Origin of the sequence: Pseudomonas sp. JUb52 (assembly GCF_004341115.1) — a bacterium.
Lineage (GTDB): Bacteria > Pseudomonadota > Gammaproteobacteria > Pseudomonadales > Pseudomonadaceae > Chryseomonas > Chryseomonas oryzihabitans.
Genome location: NZ_SLYS01000009.1, coordinates 79,079 through 103,477 on the forward strand (window position 1 = coordinate 79,079; position 24,399 = coordinate 103,477).

A 24,399-nucleotide genomic window follows, 5' to 3' on the forward strand; every position below is an offset into this window, starting at 1 on the left:
AGGTCCGCACTCGGAAGGCATGCGGCCTGTCCGCCCGTTGAAGGAGCCTGACATGGCGAAGTTCAAGACCCTCCTGCTCGGCACGGCCGTGGGAGTGGTGATCCTGGCACTGCTGGTGCACTGGATCGGTAGGGATACCCTCAGTACCTATCGTGCGGATCTGCTGTTCTATCTCCAGGCCCACCTCTACCTGGTGGCCGTCTCCATGGTCCTGGCTCTGCTGGTGGGCATCCCCGCCGGCGTGCTGCTGAGTCGGCCAGCCTTCGCCCGCAGCGCCGAGCGCTTCATGCAGGTGTTCAACATCGGCAATACCGTGCCGCCGCTGGCGGTGCTGGCCATCGCCCTGGGCATCGTCGGCATCGGCGACGGACCGGCGATCCTGGCGCTGTTCCTGGCCTCGCTACTGCCCATCGTGCGCAACACCTACGAGGGGCTGAAGAACGTGCCGGCCTCGCTCAAGGAGGCTGCCACCGGCATCGGCATGACCCCCATCCAGGTGCTGACCAAGGTGGAGCTGCCCAACGCCGTGCCCATCATCATCGGCGGGGTGCGGGTCGCCCTGGCGATCAACGTCGGCACCACGCCGCTGGTGTTCCTGATCGGCGCCAACAGCCTGGGCAGCCTGATCTTTCCCGCCATCGCCCTGGAAAACCAGTCGCAGCTGCTGCTGGGCGCCGCAGCCACCGCCCTGCTGGCCCTGCTGCTCGACGGCTTGGTGCTGCTCGCCAGTCGCCTCTGGCTGGAACGCGGCCTGGCCCGCTAAGGAGACGAGATGAAGAAGTTGCTTATCGCCCTGGGCGCCGCCTGGTTCGGACTGACGCTGGCCAGCGCCGCCCAGGCCGATCCGATCCGCATCGGCGCCAAGGTCTTTACCGAGCAGGCCATCCTCGCCGAACTCACCGGACAGTATCTATCCCGCCGCGGCTATCAGCCGGAGATCGTCGGCGGCCTGGGCAGCACCATCGCCTGGAACGGCGTGAAGAACGCCCAGCTCGACCTCACCTGGGAATACACCGGCACCTCGCTGGTGGCCTACAACCATGTCACCGAACGACTGGACAAGGAGGCCTCCTACCAGCGGGTCAAGCAGCTGGACGCCAAGGTCGGTCTGGCCTGGCTGGCACCTACCCGCTTCAACAACACCTATGCCCTGGCGTTGCCGGAGAAGATCGCTCGACAGCATCCCGAGCTGAACAGCATCAGCGACCTGGCCGGGCTGCTCAAGGCCGAGGCCGGCAAGCAGCACCTCACCGCCCTGGACATCGAATTCGCCAACCGCTCCGATGGCCTCGCCGGCCTGGTCAAGGCCTATGGCCTGAGCTACACCCGGGACGACATCCGTCAGATGGACCCGGGTCTGGTCTATACCGCCCTGCGCAACGGCCAGGTCTTCACCGGCCTGGTCTACACCACCGACGGCCGCCTGGACGCCTTCAGGCTCAAGGTGCTGGAAGACGACAAGGGCTATTTTCCCGACTACACCGCCGCCCCCGTGGTGAACGCCGGGTACCTGGCCAAGCACCCGGATCTCGCCGCCTTGCTCAAGCCCCTGGCGGAAAGCCTGGACCAGGCCACCATGCGCCAGCTCAACGCCAAGGTGGACATCGAGCGGCAGACGCCGGCCCAGGTGGCCCGCGACTTCCTCGCCCAGCACCCCCTAGACGGAGGGCAATGACCCATGGATTTCGTCACCTCCTTCAATCACATCGACTGGCTGCAGGTCCTCGAACTGACCCGCCAGCACATCACCCTGGTGGGGATCGCCGTGACCCTGGCGATCCTGGTGGGCGTGCCCCTGGGCATCCTCATGACCCGCTATCCCTGGCTGGCCGGACCGCTGCAGGCGGTGGCCACGGTGGTCATGACCCTGCCCTCCATCGCTCTGTTCGGTCTGCTGCTGCCGTTCTATTCCAAGTTCGGCCAGGGCCTCGGTCCGCTGCCGGCCATCACCGCGGTGTTCCTCTATTCGCTGCTGCCGATCCTGAGAAACACCTACCTGGCGCTGACCAGCGTCGAGCCGGGCATTCGCGAGGCGGGTGCCGGTATCGGCATGACCTTCTGGCAGCGCCTGCGCATGGTCGAACTGCCCATCGCCCTGCCGGTGATCCTGGCCGGGGTGCGCACCGCCGTGGTCATGAACATCGGCGTCATGACCATCGCCGCCACCATCGGCGCCGGCGGCCTGGGCGTGCTCATCCTCACCTCCATCAGCCGCAGCGATATGGCCACCCTCATCGTCGGCGCGGTGCTGGTCAGTCTGCTGGCCATCGTCGCCGACCTCGTCCTGCAGTGGCTGCAACGCCGCCTCACCCCGCGCGGCCTGCGCAGCGCCCCTTAAGGAGTCCCAGATGATCGAACTCGACCGCCTGACCAAGACCTTCAAGCAGCATGGCAAGGACGTGACCGCGGTGGACGCCGTGAGCCTCACCGTGGAGGAGGGCCAGATCTGCGTCTTCCTCGGTCCCTCCGGCTGCGGCAAGACCACCACCCTGAAGATGATCAATCGCCTGATCGAGCCCACCTCGGGACGGGTGCTGATCAATGGCGAGGACACCACCGGCATCGACGAGGTGACGCTCAGACGCCATATCGGCTACGTGATCCAGCAGATCGGTCTGTTCCCCAATATGACCATCGAGGAAAACATCACCGTGGTGCCCAAGCTGCTGGGCTGGGACAAGAAGCGATGCCGCGAGCGCGCCACCGAGCTGATGAGCATGGTGCAGCTCGAACCCAAGCAGTACCTGTCGCGCTATCCGCGCGAACTGTCCGGTGGCCAGCAGCAGCGCATCGGCGTGATTCGCGCCCTGGCGGCCGAGGCACCGCTGCTGCTGATGGACGAACCCTTCGGCGCGGTGGACCCGATCAACCGCGATGCCATCCAGAACGAGTTCTTCCAGATGCAGCGGGCGCTGAACAAGACGGTGATCATGGTCAGCCACGACATCGACGAGGCCATCCGCCTGGGCGACAAGATCGCGGTGTTCCGCGGCGGCCGCCTGGTGCAGTTCGACCACCCGGACACCCTGCTGGCCCATCCCAAGGACGACTTCGTCAGCAACTTCGTCGGCCAGGACAGCACCTTGAAGCGTCTCCTGCTGATCCGTGCCGAGGATGCGGCCGACAACGCGCCCTCGATCCAGGCCGAGACCCTGATCGGCGATGCCGTGGAATTGATGGAGGAGCACGACCGCCGCTACCTGGTGGTGACGGATGCCGCCAACAAGGGCCTGGGCTATGTGCGCCGGCGTGACCTGCGCGGGCAGAGCGGCCCGGTGGCGCCCTTCATCACCCCGTTCAAGGCCACCGCGGCCTTCGACGAGCACCTGCGCATCCTGCTGTCGCGCATGTACCAGTTCAACAGCTCCTGGCTGCCGGTGCTCAGCGCCGACAACGATTTCCTCGGCGAGGTCACCCAGGAATCCATCGCCGACTACCTCAGCAGCGGTCGGTCGCGGGGCAAGACCACCATCGTCTCGCCGGCGGAGCAGGTGGCGGGGTAGGGCAGGGACTCAGGCGGCGGTCGCAGGGCTGCCGCCTGACGGCCTGTGGCTCAGGGGCGGATCTCGATCAGGGTGCCGTCCTTGACCAGGCCCCAGACCTCGCGCATGTCGTGGTTGGTCATGGCGATGCAGCCCTCGGTCCAGTTCAGCGAGTTGAAGTACCACTCCGGGTACTCCTCGTCGATGGGCGTGCCGTGCAGCATGATCATGCTGCCGGGACGCACGCCGGCCTGGCTGGCGCGGGCCAGGTCCTCGCGATTGGGATAGGAGATGTGCATGGCCAGGTTGAACTTGTCGCTGGTCTTGCGCCAGTCGATCCAGTAGAAGCCTTCCGGGGTGCGCTTGTCGCCCTCGCGCAACTTGGGGCCGCGGGGATTCTTGCCCAGCGAGATGCGATAGGACTTCATCACGGTATCGCCGCTGAGCAGTTGCAGCTGATTGCGCGACTTGATGACCAGCACCTTGTCGATCAGCGGCGCGGCCGGCTGGCGGATCACCGTGACGCTAGTACTGGCGTGGGCCAGCTGGGGAAGCAACGAACCGCACAGCACATAGCAGAGCGCCAACAACAGGTGCAACGGACGCATGTCGGGTAGATCCTCGGAAGAGCTCAGGCAGGCTTGGGTGCGACCACCATGGGCGCCATGCCTTCATGGCGCAGGGAAAACTCGCCGCGACGGCGGTCGGCGAAAAAGCATTCTAGTGTCCGCTTGATGGTCGGAAAAGCCAGAGACGACCAGGGGATGTCGGCTTCGTCCAGAAGGCGCACGTCGAGGCTTTCCTCGCCGACGCCAAAGCGGCCGTCGACCAGTTCGCCGCGGAACAGCATGTAGATCTGGTCGATGTGCGGCAGGTCGAAGAGGGTATAGAGCTCCAGGCCCTGCACGGTTGCGCCGGCTTCCTCGAAGGTCTCGCGGGCGGCGGCCTCGGTGGTGGTCTCGCCGTTTTCCATGAAGCCCGCCGGCAGCGTCCAGTAACCCTTGCGCGGTTCGATGGCGCGCTGGCAGAGCAGCACCTTGCCTTCCCAGGTCGCCAGGCAGCCGGCCACTACCCGCGGATTTTGATAATGCACTGCACCGCACTGGCTGCAGACCAGGCGCATCCGGTTGTCACCCGCGGGAATGCGCTCTTCCAGCAGTCCGCCACAGTGATTGCAATGCTTCATGGTTCATCCTCGTTTTGCTGCAGTGTGCCGGGGCGATCCCAGGCCTCGCAAGCGATGGCTGGGCTTGGGATTGCCCGACGGGCGTGCCATGATCCAGGGGATACGATGAGCAAGGGAGAATTCCGGCGTGGATGAGTTGCTCCAGCGCCTGCGTCACTATCAGCCGCGCACCCTGAGCGGCACCGAGAGCTACCAGGAAGCGGCGGTGCTGGTGCCCATCATCCGTGGCGAGCATCCCGAGTTGCTGCTCACCCTGAGGGCCAGCAACCTGTCCACCCACGGCGGCGAGGTGGCCCTGCCGGGCGGCCGGCGCGATCCCGAGGACGCCGATCTGGTCGCCACCGCCCTGCGCGAGGCCGAGGAAGAGGTCGGACTGCCACCGGGCCTGGTGGAGGTGATCGCCCCCCTGAGTCCGCTGGTGTCGCGCTACGGCCTGGCGGTGACCCCCATCGTCGCGCTGATCCCCGATCAGCTCGAATATGTCCCCAGCGAAGCCGAGATCGCCGCGATCTTCAGCGTGCCCCTGCAGTTCTTCTGCGAGGTGCCGCCGGATTTCACCCTCAGGGTCGACCACGACGGCCGGCGCTGGCAGGTGCCCAGCTATCAGTATGGCGAGCACCGCATCTGGGGACTGACGGCGGTGATCATCGTCGAACTGGTGAACCTGCTGTACGACGCCGGTATCGCGCTCAAGGCACCGCCCAGGCGGGATTGAGCGGTATCGGCAAGGTAAAGGCACATGCCAAGACGGGCATTAACGGGCACAATGCGCGGCCATTCGAGGGAAGCCGCATGACCACCGCCGATTCACCCGTGCGTTCGCCTTGCGTCCATGTCTGTGCCCTGGACGAACAGGACATCTGCATCGGTTGCCAGCGCAGCGCCGCCGAGATCACCCGCTGGATGTCCATGAGCGACAGCGAGCGCCGCGAGGTGCTGCTGCGCTGCAGCGAGCGGGCGCGAGCAGGCGGTGCGGCCTTCCTGACCTGACATCAGCCGGAGAGATCTGTCATGCCCCGTATCGGTACCCCCCTGTCCCCCAGCGCCACCCGCGTGCTGCTCTGCGGCTCCGGCGAACTGGGCAAGGAAGTCGTCATCGAACTGCAGCGCCTGGGCGTCGAGGTAATCGCCGTGGATCGCTACGCCGATGCCCCGGCCATGCAGGTCGCCCACCGCAGCCACGTCATCGACATGCTCGACGGTGCCGCCCTGCGCGCGGTGATCGAGCGCGAGCAGCCGCACTTCATCGTGCCGGAAATCGAGGCCATCGCCACCGCCACCCTGGTGGAGCTGGAAGGCGAGGGCTACACCGTGGTGCCCACCGCCCGCGCCGCCCAGCTGACCATGAATCGCGAAGGCATCCGGCGCCTCGCCGCCGAGGAACTTGGCCTGCCCACCTCGCCCTATCATTTCGCCGACACCTACGAAGACTATGCCGCCGCCGCCGAGGCGCTGGGCTATCCCTGCGTGGTCAAGCCGATCATGAGTTCCTCGGGCAAGGGCCAAAGCCTGCTGCGCAGCGCCGACGAACTGCAGGCCGCCTGGCAATACGCCCAGGAAGGCGGTCGTGCCGGCAAGGGTCGGGTGATCGTCGAGGGCTTCGTCGATTTCGACTACGAGATCACCCTGCTGACCGTGCGCCACGTCGGCGGCACCTCCTTCTGCGCGCCGGTCGGGCATCGCCAGGTCAAGGGCGACTACCACGAGTCCTGGCAGCCCCAGGCCATGAGCGACAAGGCCCTGGCCGAATCCGAGCGGGTCGCTCGCGCGGTCACCGAAGCCCTGGGCGGTCGCGGCCTGTTCGGTGTGGAACTGTTCGTCAAGGGCGACCAGGTCTGGTTCAGCGAGGTCTCGCCGCGGCCCCATGACACCGGCCTGGTGACCCTGATCTCCCAGGACCTCTCCGAATTCGCCCTGCATGCCCGCGCCATCCTCGGTCTACCGATTCCCACCATCCGCCAGTTCGGCCCCTCGGCCTCGGCGGTGATCCTGGTGGACGGCGACTCGCGCCAGACCGCCTTCGCCAATCTCGGCGCGGCCCTGGCCGAACCCGACACCGCGCTGCGCCTGTTCGGCAAGCCCGAGGTGAAGGGACAGCGGCGCATGGGCGTCGCCCTGGCTCGCGACGAAAGCATCGAAGCCGCCCGCGCCAAGGCCGTGCGTGCGTCCCAGGCGGTGAAGGTCGAGCTGTAAGGCCGGCTGCGTCCCCACGAAAAAGGGCCTCGCAGGGCCCTTTTTCATTGGCTGGAGAAATCTACAGCGACTGGTCGCGCGTCTCGCGCATGCAGAGCACCGCCACCAGGCTGATGGCCGCCGCCGCCGAGACATAGCCGCCCACCCAGCTCAGGCCACCGGCTTCCACCAGTTGCTGCGCGGCGTAGGGCGCCAGGGAGGCGCCGAGGATGCCGCCCAGGTTGTAGGCCGCCGAGGCGCCGGTGTAGCGCACCCGGGTGGGGAAGATTTCCGGCAGCAGGGCGCCCATGGGGCCGAAGGTCATGCCCATGAGAAACAGCTCCAGGGCCAGGAACAGGCCGACCGCCTGACTGGAGCCGTGGGTCAGCAGCGGCTCCATGGCGAAGCCCGACAGCAGGGCGGCGATGGCACTGGCCGCCAGTACCGGCTTGCGGCCGAAGCGATCCGCCAGCCAGGCCGACAGCGGCGTGGCCAGGGCCATGAACAGCACGGCCACGCAGAGCAGGCCGAGGAATTCCTGGCGGCTGTAGCCGAGGTTCTTCACCCCGTAGCTCAGCGAGAACACCGTGGAGATATAGAAGAGGGCGTAGCACACCACCATGCTCAAGGCGCCCAGCAGCACCGCCTTGCCGTGCTTGCCGAAGGTCTCGACCATGGGCAGGCGCAGCTTCTCGCGCCGCGCCATGGCCTCGGCGAATACCGGTGTCTCGTGCAGCGACAGCCGCACATAGAGGCCGACCACCACCAGCAGGGCGCTGAGCAGGAAGGGGATGCGCCAGCCCCAGGCGCGGAATTGCTCGTCGTCCAGCAGCAGCGCCAGGGCCAGGAACAGGCCGTTGGCCATGAGGAAGCCGATGGAGGGGCCGAGCTGGGGAAACATGCCGAACCAGGCGCGCTTGCCGGGCGGGGCGTTCTCGGTGGCCAGCAGCGCCGCGCCACCCCATTCGCCGCCCAGCCCCAGGCCCTGGCCGAATCTCAGCAGGCACAGCAGGATCGGTGCCCAGACGCCGATGCTGGCGTAGCCGGGCAGGAGGCCGATCAGGGTGGTGGAGATGCCCATCAGCAGCAGCGAGGCTACCAGGGTGGACTTGCGCCCGATGCGATCGCCGAAGTGGCCGAACAGCAGCGAACCCAGCGGCCGCGCCAGGAAGGCGATGCCAAAGGTGATGAAGGCGCTGAGGGTCTGGGCCATGCCCGCGCCCTGGGGAAAGAACACCGGGCCGATCACCAGGGCCGCGGCCGTGGCATAGACGTAGAAGTCGTAGAACTCGATGGCGGTGCCGATGAAGCTGGCGGTGGCCACGCGGGTGGGAGAGTTGCGCGGCACGGAGGTGGGCGCGTCGAAGGCGGCAGCGGTCGTGGACATGCAGGGGTACCGGGCAGTCGTTCTTGTAGGAGGCGTCTGCCGGAGCGGCCCGATGGGGCAGCGGCTGTCCGAGGATGGGGACGGGCGGGACGACCTGTTATGACGTGCCGGGCGCGAAGCGGCTGTTGGCCGGGTCGCGCCGAACGTGGTTCGGTCGCCTGATTATGCAGGTAGTGGAACGACGACTGTCAACGATGCAGGATGAATTCCCGCACCAGCTTGCTGCCGAAGTAGGCCAGCATCAGCAGGATGAAGCCCAGCAGCGTCCAGCGGATCGCCCGGTGGCCGCGCCAGCCCAGCCGATTGCGCCCCCACAGCAGGATGCCGAACACCACCCAGGCGATGCAGGAGAGCACCGTCTTGTGCACCAGGTGCTGGGCGAACATGTCTTCGACAAAGAACCAACCGGAGATCAGCGACAGCGAAAGCACCACCCAGCCGGCCCAGAGAAAGCCGAACAGCAGGCTTTCCATGGTCTGCAGCGGGGGAAAGCTGCGGATCAGCCCGGACGGGTGCTTGTTCTTGAGCTGGCGATCCTGGATCAGCAGCAGCAGCGATTGCAGCACCGCCAGGGTGAAGAGCCCGTAGGCGATGATCGACAGCAGCACGTGCACGACGATCTTGGGCGACACGTCCAGCGGGGTCACGGTGCCCGGCGGCACGAATTCGGCCAGCAGCGCGGTGATGGCGCCGAGGGGATAGACCAGCACCAGCAGCGGTTGCAGCGGCATGCGCAGGCAGCCGATCAGCATCAGCGCGATGGCGGTCGCCGAGATCAGGCTGGAGGCGTCGAAGAAGTCCAGGCTCAGGGTCGGTTCGAGGATCAGCTGCAGATAGACGGCCAGGGCGTGGGGCAGCAGGGCCAGGATGCCGGCGCCCAGGACCAGGGGCTTGCTCGACGGCTGTTTGCGCAGCAGGCAACTGCCCTGGTAGAGGGTCGCGAGCAGATAGAGGGCGGCGGCCAGGAGGGTGGGCAGCAGGGCGTGCATGGTCCGGTTTCAGCAGAGCGGAAAGCAGGCGAGTGTGGCACAGACAGGGCGGTACAGAAAGTCTGAGCCGCGCCTTGGCGCCGGCTGGCCAGGCTGGGCGAACCCTGGCCGCCAGCGGGTGGTCCCAAGAGGTACATATCTTGAAGAGGTCACGACCATGCTTAAATTTCTCGGCGGTACCATGGGCATCATCTTTCTGATCGGCCTGGTGGTGGTCATCGGCATCTTCTCGCTGATTTTCTGACCCCATCCCCTCGGGTACCGGCCTGGCGCCGGTGCCTGCCTTCCTCTCCCCGGCTTCTCGTCGACGCGGGCACTGCTGACGGATTCACGCGGTAGCGGCCCTAGCGGCTATCCCTGCTCAGGCGCTCTTTCGTTATACTTGCCGGTCAGCCGCCGTTTCTGCCCTGGATGTCCGCATGTTCGAGAATCTCACAGACCGCCTGTCCCAAAGCCTGCGCCACATTACCGGCAAGGCCAAGCTCACCGAAGACAACATCAAGGACACCTTGCGCGAGGTGCGCATGGCGCTGCTCGAGGCGGACGTCGCCCTGCCGGTGGTCAAGGAGTTCGTCAATCGGGTCAAGGAGCGGGCGGTCGGCACCGAGGTGTCCAAGAGCCTGACCCCGGGCCAGGCGTTCGTGAAGATCGTGCGCGCCGAGCTCGAAGCCATCATGGGCGCGGCCAACGAAGACCTGGCGCTCAACGTCGCGCCGCCGGCGGTCATCCTCATGGCCGGCCTACAGGGCGCGGGCAAGACCACCACTGCGGGCAAGCTGGCGCGCTTCCTCAAGGAGCGCAAGAAGAAGACCGTCATGGTCGTCTCCGCCGACGTCTATCGTCCGGCCGCCATCAAGCAGCTGGAGACCCTGGCCGGGGAGGTGGGGGTCACCTTCTTCCCCTCCGACATCAGCCAGAAGCCGGTGGAGATCGCCCAGGCCGCCATCCGCGAAGCCAAGCTCAAGTTCATCGACGTGGTCATCGTCGACACCGCAGGTCGCCTGCACATCGACAGCGAGATGATGGCGGAGATCCAGCAGGTCCATGCCGCCACCAAGCCGGCCGAGACCCTGTTCGTGGTCGACGCCATGACCGGTCAGGACGCCGCCAACACCGCCAAGGCCTTCAACGACGCCCTGCCGCTCACCGGCGTGATCCTGACCAAGGTCGACGGCGATGCCCGGGGCGGTGCCGCCCTGTCGGTCCGCCACATCACCGGCAAGCCGATCAAGTTCATCGGCATGGGCGAGAAGAGCGAGGCCCTCGATCCCTTCCACCCGGATCGCGTCGCCTCGCGCATCCTCGGCATGGGCGACGTCCTCTCGCTGATCGAGCAGGCCGAACAGACCCTGGATCGCGAAAAGGCCGACAAGCTGGCCAAGAAGCTCAAGAAGGGCAAGGGCTTCGATCTCGAAGACTTCCGCGACCAGCTGCGCCAGATGAAGAACATGGGCGGCCTGGGTTCGCTGATGGACAAGCTGCCGACCATGATGGGTGGCATGAACATCCAGCAGATGGGCAACGCCCAGGGCGCCGCGGAAAAGCACTTCAAGCAGATGGAAGCCATCATCGACTCCATGACCCCGGCCGAGCGCCGCGATCCGGAGCTGATCAGCGGCTCGCGCAAGAAGCGCATCGCCCTGGGTTCCGGCACCCAGGTGCAGGACGTCGGCCGCCTCATCAAGCAGCACAAGCAGATGCAGAAGATGATGAAGAAGGTCACCGCCAAGGGCGGTATGGCCAAGATGATGCGCGGCATGGGCAGCATGTTCCCCGGCGGCGGCATGCCCAAGATGTGATTTCCGGGTGCCGCCCGTCGCCAGATGGCCGGCATTGGAAAGGGCTCTGCGAAGGGCGTCGGCACCAGTACTGATGCACCTTCGCGAGCGACGGGGCTCCACCGCTGGAGTCTCCAGGCTGCCGCTATGCCGAGGGTGCCGTTGAAAGCCATTGGCAAACCGGGTAACAGCCCTTAGAATATGCGGCCTTTCGGGCCATGTGGCCCAGTGTGCCCACAGCTACAAGCACCGACTACAGGAACGAAGTTCAATGGTAACCATCCGTCTAGCCCGTGGCGGCTCCAAGAAGCGCCCCTTCTACCACCTGACCGTGACCAACAGCCGCAATGCGCGCGATGGTCGTTTCGTCGAGCGCATCGGTTTCTTCAACCCGGTGGCCAGCGGCGCCGAAATCCGTCTGTCGGTAGACCAAGAGCGTGCCAGCTACTGGCTGTCGCAGGGCGCCCAGCCGTCCGAGCGCGTCGCTCAGCTGCTCAAGAGCGCTCAGGCTACCGCCTGAAGACCATGAGTACGCCGACCTCCGCCCCCGACCTGGTGGTCCTGGGCAAGATAGTTTCGGTCTTTGGCGTACGTGGTGAGCTCAAGATCTACTCCTTTACCGATCCGCTCGACAATCTGCTGGACTATCGGACCTGGACGCTGCGGCGCGAAGGCGAGACCCGGCAGGTCAAGGTGCTCGGCGGTCGGATGCACGGCAAGGTCCTGACGGTACGTCTGCAGGGCCTGGACGATCGCGAAGAAGCCCGCCTGATGGCCGGTTTCGAGATCTGCGTGCCGCGCAGTGAATTGCCCCAGCTGGGCGCCGGTGACTACTACTGGCATCAGCTGGAAGGTCTCAAGGTGATCAATCGCGAAGGCCAGTGGCTGGGCGTGGTGGATCATCTGCTGGAGACCGGGGCCAACGACGTCATGGTGGTCAAGCCCAGTGCTGGCAGCCTCGACGATCGTGAGCGTCTGTTGCCTTATCTGCCCGACCAGTACGTGCTGGCGGTGGATCTGGCCAAGGGCGAGATGCAGGTCGACTGGGACGCGGATTTCTGATCCATGCGTATCGATGTCATCAGCCTCTTTCCCGAGATGTTCGAGGCCGTCAGCGCCTATGGCGTGAGCGGTCGCGCGATGAAGCAGGGGCTCCTGGAGCTGACCTGCTACAACCCGCGCAGCTATACCGAGGATCGTCACCAGACCGTGGACGACCGGCCCTTTGGCGGTGGTCCCGGCATGGTCATGAAGATCCAGCCGCTGGAGCGCGCCCTGGCCGATGCCAAGGGTGATTCGGCGGCGAAGGTGATCTACCTGTCCCCCCAGGGTCGCAAGCTCGACCAGGCGGCGGTACGGGAACTGGCGCAGGAGGAGCATCTGATCCTCATCGCCGGGCGTTACGAAGGCATCGACGAGCGTTTCATCGAGACGCACGTGGATGAAGAATGGTCGATTGGCGACTATGTGCTGTCCGGCGGTGAATTGCCGGCCATGGTGCTGATCGATGGGGTCACGCGACTGCTGCCTGGAGCCTTGGGGCATGCGGATTCCGCCGAGCAGGACTCGTTTACCGATGGCCTGCTCGATTGCCCGCACTACACCCGACCCGAGGTGTACGAGGGCCGTCGCGTACCCGACGTGTTGCTCAGTGGTAACCACGAGCATATCCGGCGCTGGCGACTGCAGCAGTCCCTGGGACGCACTGCGGAGCGACGCGCCGATCTTCTGGATGGCCGCTCGCTTTCTGGAGAAGAGCAGAACCTGTTGGCGGAATACCTCCGTCAGCGGAACGATAGTTAGGTATCGATGGCGGGCCGCGGCCTGTCTTAGGAGCAGAGTGACATGACCAACAAAATCATTGCCCAGATCGAAGCTGAGCAGATGAACAAAGAAATCCCGGCGTTCGCCCCCGGCGACACCGTGATTGTCCAGGTTAAGGTGAAGGAAGGCGACCGTCAGCGTCTGCAGGCCTTCGAAGGCGTGGTGATCGGCAAGCGTAACCGCGGCCTGAACAGCGCCTTCACCGTACGCAAGATCTCCAACGGCGTTGGCGTCGAGCGTACCTTCCAGACCTACAGCCCGCTGGTCGACAGCCTGAGCGTCAAGCGTCGCGGTGACGTGCGCAAGGCCAAGCTGTACTACCTGCGCGAACTGTCCGGCAAGGCTGCCCGCATCAAGGAAAAGCTTTCCTGATCGCGGCGTGACCAGAAAAAAGCAGCTTCGGCTGCTTTTTTCGTTTCTGAGGTTCGAGGTAAGCAATGACGACCCGCGAAGCGGAAATCCAGCGGCGCACCGCGCTGTCGGAAACCCGGGTGGCCAAGGCGGTCTTCCCGCCCACCACCAATCATCACGACACCCTGTTCGGCGGCACCGCCCTAGCCTGGATGGACGAGGTGTCCTTCATCACCGCGACGCGCTTCTGTCGCAAGCCGCTGGTCACGGTCTCCACCGACCGCATCGATTTCAACCATCCCATTCCCGCGGGCTCCATCGTCGAGCTGATCGGCCGGGTGGTGAAGGTCGGCAACACCAGCATCAAGGTGCAGGTCGAGGTCTTCGTCGAAGGCATGCTGGCGGAAGGCCGCGAACGCGCCATCAACGGTGCCTTCAGCTTTGTCGCCGTCGATGACGAGGGCAAGCCGACCCCGGTGCTGCCCGGATTCGCCGCGTGAGCGCCGAGCGGCTGATCGAGGAATTCCTCGACGCCCTGTGGCTGGAGAAGGGGCTGTCGCCCCATACCCGCAGCGCCTACCGCACCGACCTGCTGGCCTTCGCCCGGTGGCTGGAGGGCAGGGGGCTGACCCTGGAGTCCGTCGGTCGCGACGCCGTGCTCGATCACCTCGGCTGGCGCCTGAGCGAGGGTTACCAGGCGCGCTCCACGGCGCGTTTCCTCTCCGGGCTGCGCAGCTTCTACAAGTATGCGGTGCGCGAGGGGCGGCTGGCCGAGGACCCGACGCTGCTGGTGAGCATGCCGCAGCTGGGGGCGCCGCTGCCCAAGAGCCTGTCCGAGGCGGATGTGGAAGCCCTGCTGGCCGCGCCGGATACCGAGGACACCCTGGGCCTGCGCGATCGCACCATGCTCGAGGTGCTCTATGCCACCGGCCTGCGGGTGACCGAGCTGATCAGCCTGACCCTGGACGAGATCAACCTGCGCGAGGGTTCGCTGCGGGTCTTCGGCAAGGGCAGCAAGGAGCGGCTGATCCCCCTGGGCGAAGAGGCCATCGCCTGGCTGGAAAGCTATCTTAAGACCGCGCGTCCATTGCTGTTAGGCGGCCAGCCCGGCGACATCCTCTTTCCCAGCCAGCGCGGCACGCCCATGACCCGGCAGACCTTCTGGCACCGCATCAAGCTGCATGCCCAGGTGGCTGGCATCCGCACCTCGCTGTCGCCACACACCCTGAGGCACGCCTTCGCCACCCATCTGCTCAATCACGGCGCCGACCTGCGCACGGTGCAGATGCTGCTCGGCCATACCAGCCTGTCCACCACCCAGATCTACACCCACGTCGCCCGCGTGCGGCTGCAGCAACTGCACGCCCAGCACCATCCGCGCGGCTAGGGCGGGGCCGCCGTAGCCGGCAGGTCTGTGGTAGGCTTGCCGGCGTCTCAACAGGAGTCAAACATGCGTATTTCCCAACTGTTGCTCGCCGCTTGCCTGGGGCTCGGCGTGCAACTGGCTCAGGCCGAACCTGAGCAGGCCATTCGCCAGAGCCTGACCGCGCTGCAACCCAATCTCGCCATCGAGTCCATCGCCAAGAGTCCGCTGGAAGGCCTCTATCAGGTCCAGCTCAAGGGCGGCCGCGTGCTCTATGCCAGCGGCGATGGCCAGTTCGTCATGCAGGGCTATCTGTATCAGGTCAAGGACGGCAAGGCCTCCAACCTGACCGAGAAGGCCGAGAATGTCGCCGTGGCGCGGCAGATCAATGGCCTTGATCGCAACCAGATGATCGTCTATCCCGCCCAGGGCGAGACCAAGGCGCACATCACCGTCTTCACCGACACCACCTGCCCCTATTGCCAGAAGCTGCACGCCGAGGTGCCCGAACTGAACAAGCGCGGCATCGAGGTGCGCTACCTAGCCTTCCCGCGCCAGGGCATGGGCTCGCCGGGTTCCAAGCAGCTGGAGGCGGTGTGGTGCGCCAAGGACAAGCCGGCGGCGCTGAACCAGATGTTCACCGGCCGTGAGGTCAAGTCCGAGAGCTGCCAGAATCCGGTCGCCCAGCAATTCGCGCTGGGGCAGAACATGGGTATCCAGGGCACGCCGGCGATCATTCTCGCCGATGGCCAGATGATCCCGGGCTACCAGCCGGCCGACCAGCTGGCGGAAGCGGCAATCGGCGCCCGCTAGGCGCCTCAATCAGAGCTATGAACGGGGCCGCGGAGCGGTCCCACACGACATGGGGATAAGGGTGTGAAGCCGGTCAAAGTAGGCATCTGTGGTCTGGGTACCGTGGGCAGCGGGACCTTCAACGTACTCAAGCGCAACGCCGAGGAAATCGCCCGGCGCGCCGGGCGGGGTATCGAGGTGGCGCAGATCGCCCAGCGCCGGCCCAATCCCCAGTGCGACACCGGTAGCACGCCGATCACCGCCGATGTCCTGGCGGTGGCCGACAATCCCGAGATCGACGTGGTGGTGGAGCTGATCGGTGGCTACACCCTGGCCCGCGAACTGGTGCTGCGCGCCATCGCCAACGGCAAGCACGTGGTCACCGCCAACAAGGCGCTGATCGCCGTGCACGGCAACGAGATCTTCGCCAAGGCGCGTGAGCAGGGCGTGATCGTCGCCTTCGAAGCCTCGGTGGCCGGCGGCATCCCGGTGATCAAGGCGCTGCGCGAAGGCCTGGCCGCCAACCGCATCAACTGGGTGGCCGGCATCATCAACGGCACCGGCAACTTCATCCTTTCCGAGATGCGCGAGAAGGGTCGGACCTTTCCCGATGTCCTGGCCGAAGCCCAGGCGCTGGGCTATGCCGAGGCCGATCCGACCTTTGACGTGGAAGGCATCGATGCCGCCCACAAGCTGACCATCCTGGCCTCCATCGCCTTCGGCATCCCGCTGCAATTCGACAAGGCCTACACCGAGGGCATCACCCGCCTGACCACCGCCGACGTCGGCTACGCCGAGGCACTGGGCTATCGCATCAAGCACCTGGGCGTGGCGCGCAGCACCGACCAGGGCATCGAGTTGCGGGTGCACCCGACGCTGATCCCGGCCGATCGCCTGATCGCCAACGTCAACGGCGTGATGAACGCGGTGATGGTCAACGGTGATGCCGTCGGCTCGACGCTGTTCTATGGCGCCGGTGCCGGCCAGGAGCCGACCGCCTCGGCGGTGGTGGCCGACCTGGTGGACGTGGTGCGCGCCATGACCTCGGATCCGGAGAATCGCGTGCCGCACCTGGCCTTCCAGCCCGATGCGCTGTCCGACCATCCGGTGCTGTCGATCGAGGCCTGCGAGAGCGCCTACTATCTGCGCATCCAGGCCAAGGATCACCCGGGCGTGCTGGCCCAGGTGGCGAGCATCCTTTCGGCGCGCGGCATCAACATCGAATCCATCATGCAGAAGGAAGCCGAGGAACATGACGGCCTGGTGCCCATGATCCTGCTGACCCATCGCGTGACCGAGCGCCACATGGTCGAGGCCATCACCGCGCTGGAAGCCCTGGACGACGTCGTCGGCGATGTCGTCCGCATCCGCGTCGAGCACCTGAACTGAGCAGCCTGGCGGCGCCCGGCGCCGCCGTCTTTCCCGAGGTCGAGTCATGCGTTACATCAGTACCCGCGGCCAGGCGCCCGCGCTGAATTTCGAAGAAGTGCTGCTGGCGGGTCTCGCCAGCGACGGTGGTCTCTATGTGCCGGAGAACCTGCCGCGCTTTTCCCTGGAGGAGATCGCCTCCTGGGCCGGTCTGCCCTACCACGAGCTGGCCTTCCGGGTGATGAAGCCCTTCGTCGCCGGCTCCATCGCCGATGCCGAATTCAAGGCCATCCTGGAAGAGACCTACGCCGGTTTCGCCCATAGCTCGATCGCGCCGCTGCGCCAGCTGGACGCCAACGAGTGGGTGCTGGAGCTGTTCCACGGCCCGACCCTGGCCTTCAAGGACTTCGCCCTGCAACTCCTGGGGCGGCTGCTCGACCATGTGCTGGCCAAGCGCGGCGAGCGCGTGGTGATCATGGGCGCCACCTCCGGCGACACCGGCTCGGCGGCCATCGAAGGCTGCAAGCGCTGCGAGAACGTGGACATCTTCATCCTGCATCCGCACCAGCGGGTGTCGGAAGTGCAGCGTCGGCAGATGACCACGCTGCTGGGCGACAACATCCACAACATCGCCATCGAAGGCAACTTCGACGACTGCCAGGAGATGGTCAAGGCCAGCTTCGCCGACCAGGGTTTCCTCAAGGGCACCCCGCTGGTGGCGGTCAACTCGATCAACTGGGCGCGGATCATGGCCCAGATCGTCTACTACTTCCATGCGGCCCTGCAGCTGGGCGCCCCGGCGCGCTCCATCGCCTTCTCGGTGCCCACCGGCAACTTCGGCGACATCTTCGCCGGCTACCTGGCGCGCAACATGGGTCTGCCGGTGAGCCAGCTGGTGGTCGCCACCAACCGCAACGACATCCTGCACCGCTTCATGTCCGGCAACCGCTACGACAAGCAGCAGCTGGAAGCCACGCTGTCGCCGTCCATGGACATCATGGTCTCGTCCAACTTCGAGCGCCTGCTGTTCGACCTGCACGGTCGCGACGGCCTGGCCCTGGCCGAGCTGATGGCGAATTTTCGCAGCAGCGGCACCCTGACCGTGGCCGACGATCGCTGGACCGAAGCGCGCAAGCTGTTCGACTCCCTGGCCGTGAGCGATGAAGAGACCTGCGCCACCATCGCCGAGGTGTATGCCGCCACCGGCGAGGTGCTGGATCCGCACACCGCCATCGGCGTGCGCGCCGCTCGTGAGTGCCGGCGCAGCCTGGCCACGCCCATGGTGGTGCTGGGCACCGCCCACCCGGTCAAATTCCCCGAAGCGGTGGAAAAGGCCGGCATCGGCGCGACCCTCAGCCTGCCGACCCACCTGGCCGACCTGCTGCAGCGTGAAGAGCGCTGCACCGTGCTGCCCAACGACCTGGCCGCCGTCCAGGCCTTCGTCAGCCGCCACGGCAAGCGTGGTCAGCCGCTGTAGGGTTTCAGCCCTCCAGATCGCGATGAGCGGCGTAGGGTGGGTAACGGCGCAGCCTTACCCACCGGTACCCGAGGCCCGGCGTGGAAAACGCTGCGCGGTTTTCCACCCTACGTATCAGGTAGGTTGGGTTGAGACGGCTCCACCGCCGAAGCCCAACGAGGCGGACTCCAACCGTCTCTGTTGGGCTTCGCTGCGCTTAACCCAACCTACGGATCCACGGTCCAAAGCCTCCCGATCTTTTCCGGTACAATGCCCGGCTTTCCCTGCCGGTGACCCGCCCATGGCTCTGCAAGCCACGCCCTACAAAGTCGAACTCAACCTCACCGATCTGGATCGCGGGGTCTACGAGAATCTGCGCCTGACCGTGGCGCGGCATCCCTCAGAGACCGAGGAGCGCATGGCGGTGCGGTTGCTGGCCTATGTGCTCTGGTACAACGAGCAGCTGGCCTTCGGCCGCGGCCTGTCCGACGTCGACGAGCCGGCGCTGTGGGAAAAGAGTCTCGATGGCCGGGTGCTGCACTGGATCGAGGTCGGCCAGCCCGATGCCGAGCGCCTGACCTGGTGCAGCCGCCGTACCGAGCGCACCAGCCTGCTGGCCTATGGCAACCTGCGCGTCTGGCAGACCAAGGTGGTGGACGCGGTCAGGACGCTGAAGAATCTGCACATCGCCGCAGTCCCCGCCGAGCCCCTGGCCGAGCTGGCCCGCGATCTGCCGCGCAGCATTTCGTGGCAGGTGATGATCAGCGAAGGCACCCTGTTCGTCACCGACGACCGTGGTCAGCACGAATTGCAGCTGGAATGGCTGCTGGGCGAACGTTGATGCGCCTGGAGCCCCGTCCGCTGCCGGCGGTACTGCCCGACCTGGGCGATCTGCCGCCGCTGCTCACCCGGCTCTATGCCGCCCGCGGCGTGACCCAGCCGGAAGAACTCGACAAGGGCCTGGCGCGGCTGGTGCCCTATCACCAGCTCAAGGGCATCGAGGCGGCGGTGGAGCTGCTGGCGCGGGCCCTGGAAGAGCGCCGGCGCATCCTCATCGTCGGCGACTTCGATGCCGATGGCGCCACCGCCAGTGCCGTGGGCGTGCTGGCCCTGCGGCGCCTGGGCGCGGCCTGGGTCGACTATCTGGTGCCCAATCGCTTCGAATACGGCTACGGTCTGACGCCCGAGATCGTCGCCGTGGCCCTGCAGCGTGAACCCGAGGTGCTGCTCACCGTAGACAACGGCATCTCCAGCCTGGACGGCGTCGCCGCGGCCAAGGCGGCCGGGCTGCAGGTGGTCATCACCGACCACCACCTGCCAGGCGCCGAGTTGCCCGCCGCCGACGCCATCGTCAATCCGAACCAGCCGGCCTGCGCCTTCCCCAGCAAATGCATCGCCGGGGTCGGGGTGATCTTCTATGTGATGCTGGCCCTGCGCAGTCGCCTGCGCGAGAACGGCTGGTTCGCCCGTCAGGGCCTGGCCGAGCCCAATCTGGCCGAGTTGCTGGATCTGGTCGCCCTCGGCAGCGTCGCCGACGTGGTCCCGCTGGACGCCAACAACCGTATCCTCGTGCACCAGGGGCTGATGCGCATCCGTGCCGGTCGAGCACGACCGGGGCTCAAGGCGCTGCTGGAAGTGGCCGGGCGCCAGCCGGGCAAGGTGGCCTCCAGCGACCTCGGTTTCATCCTCGGCCCGCGCCTCAATGCCGCCGGCCGGCTGGACGACATGTCCATCGGCATCGAGTTGCTGCTCTGCGAAGACCCGCAGCTGGCGCAGGAATACGCCCAGCAGCTGGACGACTTCAACAAGGATCGCAAGAGCATCGAGCAGGGCATGCAGCGCGAGGCGCTCAAGCAGCTCAAGGAGTTGCCGGAAGACGATCTGCCCTTCGGTCTCTGCCTGTTCGATCCGGAGTGGCACCAGGGCGTGATCGGCATCCTCGCCTCACGGCTCAAGGAGAAGTATCACCGCCCGGCGCTGGCCTTCGCCGACGACGGCAGTGGCAACGGCATGCTCAAGGGCTCGGCGCGCTCGGTGCCCGGGCTGCACATCCGCGATGCCCTGGACGCCGTGGCGACTCGACATCCGGGGCTCATCACCAAGTTCGGCGGTCACGCCATGGCCGCCGGCCTCAGCCTGCCCCAGGCGCATTACGAGACCTTTGCCGCCGCCTTCGACGCCGAGGTGCGCCGCCATCTGCAGGCCGAGGATCTCAGCGGTCGTCTGCAGACCGATGGCTGCCTGGCCCCCACCGAATTCCAGCTCGGCCTGGCCCAGGCCCTGCGCCAGGCCGGCCCCTGGGGTCAGCAATTTCCCGAACCGCTGTTCCACGGCACCTTCGAGATCCTCTCCCAGCGCCTGCTCAAGGAGCGGCATCTCAAGCTGACCCTGCGCAGCGAGCAGGGCGGACCGGAGCTGGACGGCATCGCCTTCAACATCGATCGCGACACCTGGCCCGATCCCAACATCCGCTGGGCCGAACTGGCCTATCGGCTGGACGTGAACGAATTCCGCGGCAACGAGAGTGTGCAACTGCTGGTGGTGCACCTGGCACCACGTTAGGTCTCGCCTGAAAAGTGCCTGCGCTCGGTGATGCTGCGTTAAAAATCAGCTGGTTCGCCAGTTCGATCGGAATGCTCATTTACCACTCGTAAACTCCGCTTCCTCGCTGATTTTCGCCTTGCCTGACCTTCGCTCGGCGACTTTTCAGACGAGCCCTGTCGGATCGGCGACCTATTCTGTTCGGGAACACTCCAATGCGGTGAATCCCGACTAGACGAGGTCCGCCATGAGTCTCCTGTTCCAGCCCCTGACCCTGCGTCAGCTGACCCTGCCCAATCGCGTGGTGGTCTCCCCGATGTGCCAGTACTCCAGCGAAGACGGCTTCGCCAACGACTGGCACCTGGTGCACCTGGGCAGTCGCGCCACCGGTGGTGCCGGCCTGGTGATCTTCGAGGCCACCGCGGTCACCCCCGACGGGCGCATCACGCCCCAGGACCTGGGGTTGTGGAAGGACGAGCAAATCGAGCCTCTGCGGCGCATCACCCAGTTCATCGAGGGGCAGGGCAGTGTCGCCGGCATCCAGCTGGCCCATGCCGGGCGCAAGGCCAGCACCTGGCAACCCTGGCTCGGCAAGCACGGCAGCGTGCCCATCGCCGAAGGCGGCTGGGTGCCGGTGGCGCCCTCGGCCATCGCCTTCGATCCCCAGCACACCCGGCCCACGGCGGTGGATCGCGACGACATCGCCAGCATCCGCCGGGCGTTCGTGGACACCGCCGAGCGCGCCCTGGCGGCCGGCTTCAAGGTGGCCGAGATCCATGCCGCCCACGGCTATCTGCTGCACCAGTTCCTCTCGCCGCTCTCCAATCGCCGCGAAGACGACTACGGCGGCAATTTCGAGAATCGTATCCGCCTGCTGCTGGAGGTGACCGCCGACGTGCGCGCGGTCTGGCCGGAGGAGTTGCCGCTGTTCGTGCGGGTCTCGGCCACCGACTGGGTGGAAGACGGCTGGGACGTCGACGAGACGGTGGAACTGGCGCGCCGGCTGAAGACCCTGGGCGTCGACCTGATCGACGTCTCTTCCGGCGGCACCGCGGCCCAGGCCGACATCCCCACCGGCCCCGGCTACCAGACCCAGTTCGCCGAGCGGGTGCGTAAGGAGGCCGGGATCCCCAGTGGCGCGGTGGGCATGATCACCGATGCCGCCCAGGCCGAGCACGTGCTGCGCACCGGCCAGGCCGATCTGGTGCTGCTGGCCCGTGAGTTGCTGCGCGATCCCTACTGGCCGCTGAATGCCGCCGAAGCCTTGCGCGAAAAGGTCTCCTGGCCGCCGCAGTACGTCCGCGCCGCGCATCGGGATACGCCGCTGCGCAAGCCGTTCGGGGTGGAATAGGGGAGAGCAGGAGCCTTCCGTCCGGATGGCTCTCCGGTCAGGGCTTGGCTGGTCGCAGCATCGCTTCCAGGGCATCGCTGTCGTAGTAGTCGCCCAGGTACCAGATGCGACCGTCGCGGATCTTCATGATGCTGGCGCCGCGGATCTTCACCGGTTGCTTGCCGGTGGCGGTGGCGCGGTTGCCGGTCAGTTCCCATTCGAAGGCGATGCTGCGCGGGCCGATGACCGGCTTGTGCACCATCTTCACCTGCAGATCCGGTACCGCCTTGAGGGTGACCTTGACGATCCTGTCGCGGGCCTGGGTGCGGCTGGTCTCGGTGGTGGCGGCGCCACTGTCGAAATACTGCACCTTGGGATCGAGCAGGGCGCTGGCGGCCTCGGCGTCGTGATCGTTCCAGGCATCGAGATAGCGATTGGCGATGAGGCGCGCGTCCTCGGCGGCGGCCTGGACCTGGCCGGCGGTGAGGGCGAGCGAAAGCGCGAACAGCACAGCCAGACGCGAGCGCATGGGGGTGTCTCCGGCAACTGCAGGGGGAAGGCGCAAGAGTAGCGCCGCGGGCCACCTGTGGTCAGCAATATTTTGTATCGGCTGGCCGCTGGCGAGGGCGGTCCTGGCAACATCCGGTAAGCAGGTGCGGGGAGCCGGACGGTGTGGGCAGCGGTCCTAAGGGGCTGAATCCCGACTCTGTGGAGGTCATCCATGAACACCCGCGGTTTGCTCGATCAATTGCTCAAGGCAGGCCAGCAGGCCCTGGCCAAGAAGACCGGCCAGTCGACGCCGCGACCCGGTACGGCATCTACCGGCAAGGATCCCCTGGGCGGTCTGCTCTCCGGATTGGGCAACAGCGGTCTGGCCGCTGGCGCCCTGACCGCCCTGCTGGGCAGCAAGCGCGGCCGCGCCCTGGGCGGCAAGGCGGTCGGCTATGGCGGTCTGGCGGCGCTGGGCATGGTGGCCTACAAGGCCTATCAGTCCTGGCAGGCCAACCAAGCCCAGGGGACGGCGGCTGTCGAGCCCCGCACCGTGGATCGGGTACCGGAGCACGAAGCCGAGGCCCACGGCCGGGCGGTGCTGATCGCCCTGATCGCGGCGGCCAAGGCCGATGGTCATGTCGATGACCAGGAGCGCCAGGCCATCGAGGCCGAGATGGCCAAGCTGGACAACGATCCCGAGTTGCGCAGTTGGCTGCAGCGCGAGCTGGAACAGCCGCTCGACCCGGCCAAGGTCGCCGCCGCGGCGGAAACGCCCGAGATGGCCGCCGAGATGTACCTGGCCAGCCTGATACTGATCGACGATCAGCAGTACATGGAAAAGGCCTATCTGGACGAGCTGGCGCGCCAGCTGCGCCTGGAGCCCGGCTTGCGGGCCGAACTGGAGCGCGAGGCCGCGGCGGTCTGACGGCTAGGCGAGGGCGCGTTCCTCGCCCAGTAGGATGCTTCGCTCCGCTGCGCAGAGGTGCAGCAGGAAATCCCAGACCACGCGCAGGCGCGCGGAGCGGTGCAATTCCCGGTGGGTCGAGATCCAGTACTCGCGGGTAAAGGACCGCTCCGGCAGCACGCCTTCCAGCGGGGTGTCCTGACCCACCAGGTAACAGGGCAGCACCGCGATGCCGATGCCGGCACAGGCGGCTTCGCGCTGGGCGATGACGCTGGTGCTGCGAAAGACGATGCGCGGCTCGGGGCAAAGTCCCTGGATGAATTGCAGTTCACGGGTGTACAGCAGGTCGTCGACATAACCGATGAAGGTCTGCTCGCCGAGGTCGGCTTCGGCACCCAGGGGTGGTGCCCGATCCAGGTAGGCGCGACTGGCATAGAACCTCAGGCGATAGGGCGCAAGCCGCCGGCCGATCAGGCCCTCGGCGGTGGGCCTTTCCAGGGTGATGGCGATGTCCGCCTCGCGGTTGGTGACGCTGACGAAGCGCGGCACCGAGACCAGTTCCACCTCCAGCCCCGCATAGTCGCGCAGTAGCGCCCCCAGGCGCTGGGCGAGAAAGCCGGTGCCCAGGCCTTCGGTCACCCCGACCCGCACCTGGCCCAGTGGATTGAGCCTCTGGGTCACCGCCTCCTGGGCCAGCAGCGCGGCTTCTTCCATCGCCTGGGCATGTGCCAGCAGGGCCTGACCGGCCGGGGTGAGCTGATAACCGCTGGCCTGCTGCACCAGCAGCTGGCTGCCCAGGGCGCGCTCCAGCGCCTCCAGGTGGCGGGCGACGGTGGCATGGCTGACGCCCAGGCTACGGGCGGCGGTCAGCAGGCGGCCATGGCGCTGGACCTCCAGGAAAACCCGCAGATCGTTCCAGTCGAACATCCCTTTTCCTCGTCTAGGCCTATCTGAGCGGGCGCTGGCGGGTCGCTGTTCAGAAAT

The 24,399-nt window shown here is 66.4% G+C and carries 28 protein-coding genes; 22 read left to right on the forward strand and 6 right to left on the reverse strand.

Annotation, left to right across the window (positions count from 1 at the left end):
- Positions 1-52 precede the first annotated feature (52 nt).
- The 4 genes from EC839_RS15920 to EC839_RS15935 are packed head-to-tail and all read left to right on the forward strand — an operon-like array spanning position 53 to position 3,503.
- A complete protein-coding gene (locus tag EC839_RS15920) occupies positions 53-763 on the forward strand; it encodes an ABC transporter permease (RefSeq protein ID WP_132832794.1) in 711 nt (236 codons plus the stop codon).
- Positions 764-772: 9 nt separating this feature from the next.
- The gene (locus EC839_RS15925) at positions 773-1,675 is read left to right on the forward strand and encodes a glycine betaine ABC transporter substrate-binding protein (protein WP_132832795.1); all 903 of its coding nucleotides are present in this window, start codon (positions 773-775) and stop codon (positions 1,673-1,675) included.
- Positions 1,676-1,678: 3 nt separating this feature from the next.
- Positions 1,679-2,338, forward strand: a complete 660-nt coding sequence (locus tag EC839_RS15930) for an ABC transporter permease (protein ID WP_007160943.1) — start codon at positions 1,679-1,681, stop codon at positions 2,336-2,338.
- A 10-nt stretch (positions 2,339-2,348) separates the two neighbouring features.
- Positions 2,349-3,503: an ABC transporter ATP-binding protein gene (locus EC839_RS15935; protein WP_132832796.1), complete on the forward strand. Its 1,155-nt coding sequence runs from the start codon at positions 2,349-2,351 to the stop codon at positions 3,501-3,503.
- Between the two features lie 50 nt (positions 3,504-3,553).
- On the opposite strand, the gene EC839_RS15940 is transcribed toward EC839_RS15935, so the two are convergent.
- Complete coding sequence (locus EC839_RS15940; RefSeq protein WP_132832797.1) at positions 3,554-4,090, reverse strand: murein L,D-transpeptidase family protein; 537 nt, start codon at positions 4,088-4,090, stop codon at positions 3,554-3,556.
- A gap of 23 nt (positions 4,091-4,113) precedes the next feature.
- Complete coding sequence (locus EC839_RS15945; RefSeq protein WP_132832798.1) at positions 4,114-4,668, reverse strand: NUDIX hydrolase; 555 nt, start codon at positions 4,666-4,668, stop codon at positions 4,114-4,116.
- 127 nt (positions 4,669-4,795) lie between these two features.
- On the opposite strand from EC839_RS15945, the gene EC839_RS15950 reads away from it, so the two are divergent.
- The 3 genes from EC839_RS15950 to purT all read left to right on the forward strand — a co-directional run bounded on the left by EC839_RS15950 (position 4,796) and on the right by purT (position 6,861).
- Positions 4,796-5,383 (forward strand): CoA pyrophosphatase, encoded by a 588-nt coding sequence (locus EC839_RS15950; RefSeq protein ID WP_132832799.1) that lies wholly within the window; start codon positions 4,796-4,798, stop codon positions 5,381-5,383.
- 77 nt (positions 5,384-5,460) lie between these two features.
- On the forward strand, positions 5,461-5,658 hold the full coding sequence (locus EC839_RS15955) for a DUF1289 domain-containing protein (protein ID WP_007160948.1): 198 nt from the start codon (positions 5,461-5,463) through the stop codon (positions 5,656-5,658).
- A 21-nt stretch (positions 5,659-5,679) separates the two neighbouring features.
- Positions 5,680-6,861 carry a formate-dependent phosphoribosylglycinamide formyltransferase gene (gene purT / locus EC839_RS15960; protein ID WP_027600826.1) on the forward strand — a complete coding sequence of 394 codons (1,182 nt, stop codon included), beginning with the start codon at positions 5,680-5,682 and terminating at the stop codon, positions 6,859-6,861.
- A 61-nt stretch (positions 6,862-6,922) separates the two neighbouring features.
- Here the strand turns inward: purT and EC839_RS15965 are convergent, their stop codons facing one another.
- Together EC839_RS15965 and EC839_RS15970 are read right to left on the reverse strand one after the other, a co-directional pair.
- The gene (locus tag EC839_RS15965) at positions 6,923-8,227 is read right to left on the reverse strand and encodes an MFS transporter (protein WP_027600217.1); all 1,305 of its coding nucleotides are present in this window, start codon (positions 8,225-8,227) and stop codon (positions 6,923-6,925) included.
- 188 nt (positions 8,228-8,415) lie between these two features.
- Positions 8,416-9,216 carry an inner membrane protein YpjD gene (locus EC839_RS15970; RefSeq protein ID WP_007160952.1) on the reverse strand — a complete coding sequence of 267 codons (801 nt, stop codon included), beginning with the start codon at positions 9,214-9,216 and terminating at the stop codon, positions 8,416-8,418.
- Here EC839_RS15970 and EC839_RS24185 point away from each other — a divergent pair.
- The 14 genes from EC839_RS24185 (at position 9,215) to EC839_RS16040 (ending at position 22,040) form a co-directional block, all read left to right on the forward strand.
- Positions 9,215-9,460: a hypothetical protein gene (locus EC839_RS24185; protein WP_165904675.1), complete on the forward strand. Its 246-nt coding sequence runs from the start codon at positions 9,215-9,217 to the stop codon at positions 9,458-9,460. The two genes, EC839_RS15970 and EC839_RS24185, sit on opposite strands and share 2 nt — an antisense overlap.
- 175 nt (positions 9,461-9,635) lie before the next feature.
- A complete protein-coding gene (gene ffh / locus EC839_RS15980; RefSeq protein ID WP_007160953.1) occupies positions 9,636-11,015 on the forward strand; it encodes a signal recognition particle protein in 1,380 nt (459 codons plus the stop codon).
- A gap of 250 nt (positions 11,016-11,265) precedes the next feature.
- Positions 11,266-11,514: a 30S ribosomal protein S16 gene (rpsP, locus tag EC839_RS15985; RefSeq protein ID WP_017640797.1), complete on the forward strand. Its 249-nt coding sequence runs from the start codon at positions 11,266-11,268 to the stop codon at positions 11,512-11,514.
- 5 nt (positions 11,515-11,519) lie between these two features.
- The gene (rimM, locus tag EC839_RS15990) at positions 11,520-12,056 is read left to right on the forward strand and encodes a ribosome maturation factor RimM (RefSeq protein ID WP_132832800.1); all 537 of its coding nucleotides are present in this window, start codon (positions 11,520-11,522) and stop codon (positions 12,054-12,056) included.
- Between the two features lie 3 nt (positions 12,057-12,059).
- Positions 12,060-12,797 (forward strand): tRNA (guanosine(37)-N1)-methyltransferase TrmD, encoded by a 738-nt coding sequence (gene trmD / locus EC839_RS15995; RefSeq protein ID WP_007160956.1) that lies wholly within the window; start codon positions 12,060-12,062, stop codon positions 12,795-12,797.
- 42 nt (positions 12,798-12,839) lie between these two features.
- A complete protein-coding gene (rplS, locus tag EC839_RS16000; protein ID WP_007160957.1) occupies positions 12,840-13,190 on the forward strand; it encodes a 50S ribosomal protein L19 in 351 nt (116 codons plus the stop codon).
- Between the two features lie 65 nt (positions 13,191-13,255).
- The gene (locus tag EC839_RS16005; protein ID WP_007160958.1) at positions 13,256-13,669 is read left to right on the forward strand and encodes an acyl-CoA thioesterase; all 414 of its coding nucleotides are present in this window, start codon (positions 13,256-13,258) and stop codon (positions 13,667-13,669) included.
- Positions 13,666-14,556 carry a site-specific tyrosine recombinase XerD gene (gene xerD / locus EC839_RS16010; protein WP_132832801.1) on the forward strand — a complete coding sequence of 297 codons (891 nt, stop codon included), beginning with the start codon at positions 13,666-13,668 and terminating at the stop codon, positions 14,554-14,556. Before EC839_RS16005 ends, xerD begins: the two co-directional genes overlap by 4 nt.
- 63 nt (positions 14,557-14,619) lie before the next feature.
- The gene (locus EC839_RS16015; protein WP_007160960.1) at positions 14,620-15,345 is read left to right on the forward strand and encodes a thioredoxin fold domain-containing protein; all 726 of its coding nucleotides are present in this window, start codon (positions 14,620-14,622) and stop codon (positions 15,343-15,345) included.
- Positions 15,346-15,408: 63 nt separating this feature from the next.
- A complete protein-coding gene (locus EC839_RS16020) occupies positions 15,409-16,713 on the forward strand; it encodes a homoserine dehydrogenase (protein ID WP_027600220.1) in 1,305 nt (434 codons plus the stop codon).
- Between the two features lie 46 nt (positions 16,714-16,759).
- Positions 16,760-18,169: a threonine synthase gene (gene thrC / locus EC839_RS16025; protein ID WP_027600221.1), complete on the forward strand. Its 1,410-nt coding sequence runs from the start codon at positions 16,760-16,762 to the stop codon at positions 18,167-18,169.
- 280 nt (positions 18,170-18,449) lie between these two features.
- Entirely contained in the window at positions 18,450-18,989 is a 540-nt protein-coding gene (locus EC839_RS16030) for a YaeQ family protein (protein WP_007160963.1), read from the forward strand.
- Entirely contained in the window at positions 18,989-20,710 is a 1,722-nt protein-coding gene (gene recJ / locus EC839_RS16035; RefSeq protein WP_132832802.1) for a single-stranded-DNA-specific exonuclease RecJ, read from the forward strand. Before EC839_RS16030 ends, recJ begins: the two co-directional genes overlap by 1 nt.
- Positions 20,711-20,936: 226 nt before the next feature.
- The gene (locus tag EC839_RS16040) at positions 20,937-22,040 is read left to right on the forward strand and encodes an NADH:flavin oxidoreductase/NADH oxidase (protein ID WP_027600223.1); all 1,104 of its coding nucleotides are present in this window, start codon (positions 20,937-20,939) and stop codon (positions 22,038-22,040) included.
- Between the two features lie 37 nt (positions 22,041-22,077).
- Here EC839_RS16040 and EC839_RS16045 read toward each other — a convergent pair whose 3' ends face one another.
- Positions 22,078-22,548, reverse strand: a complete 471-nt coding sequence (locus tag EC839_RS16045; protein ID WP_132832803.1) for a nuclear transport factor 2 family protein — start codon at positions 22,546-22,548, stop codon at positions 22,078-22,080.
- A 192-nt stretch (positions 22,549-22,740) separates the two neighbouring features.
- Here EC839_RS16045 and EC839_RS16050 point away from each other — a divergent pair, with 192 nt between their 5' ends.
- Positions 22,741-23,436 (forward strand): tellurite resistance TerB family protein, encoded by a 696-nt coding sequence (locus EC839_RS16050; protein WP_132832804.1) that lies wholly within the window; start codon positions 22,741-22,743, stop codon positions 23,434-23,436.
- 3 nt (positions 23,437-23,439) lie between these two features.
- Here the strand turns inward: EC839_RS16050 and EC839_RS16055 are convergent, their stop codons facing one another.
- A complete protein-coding gene (locus EC839_RS16055) occupies positions 23,440-24,342 on the reverse strand; it encodes a LysR family transcriptional regulator (protein ID WP_132832805.1) in 903 nt (300 codons plus the stop codon).
- Positions 24,343-24,399 lie beyond the last annotated feature (57 nt).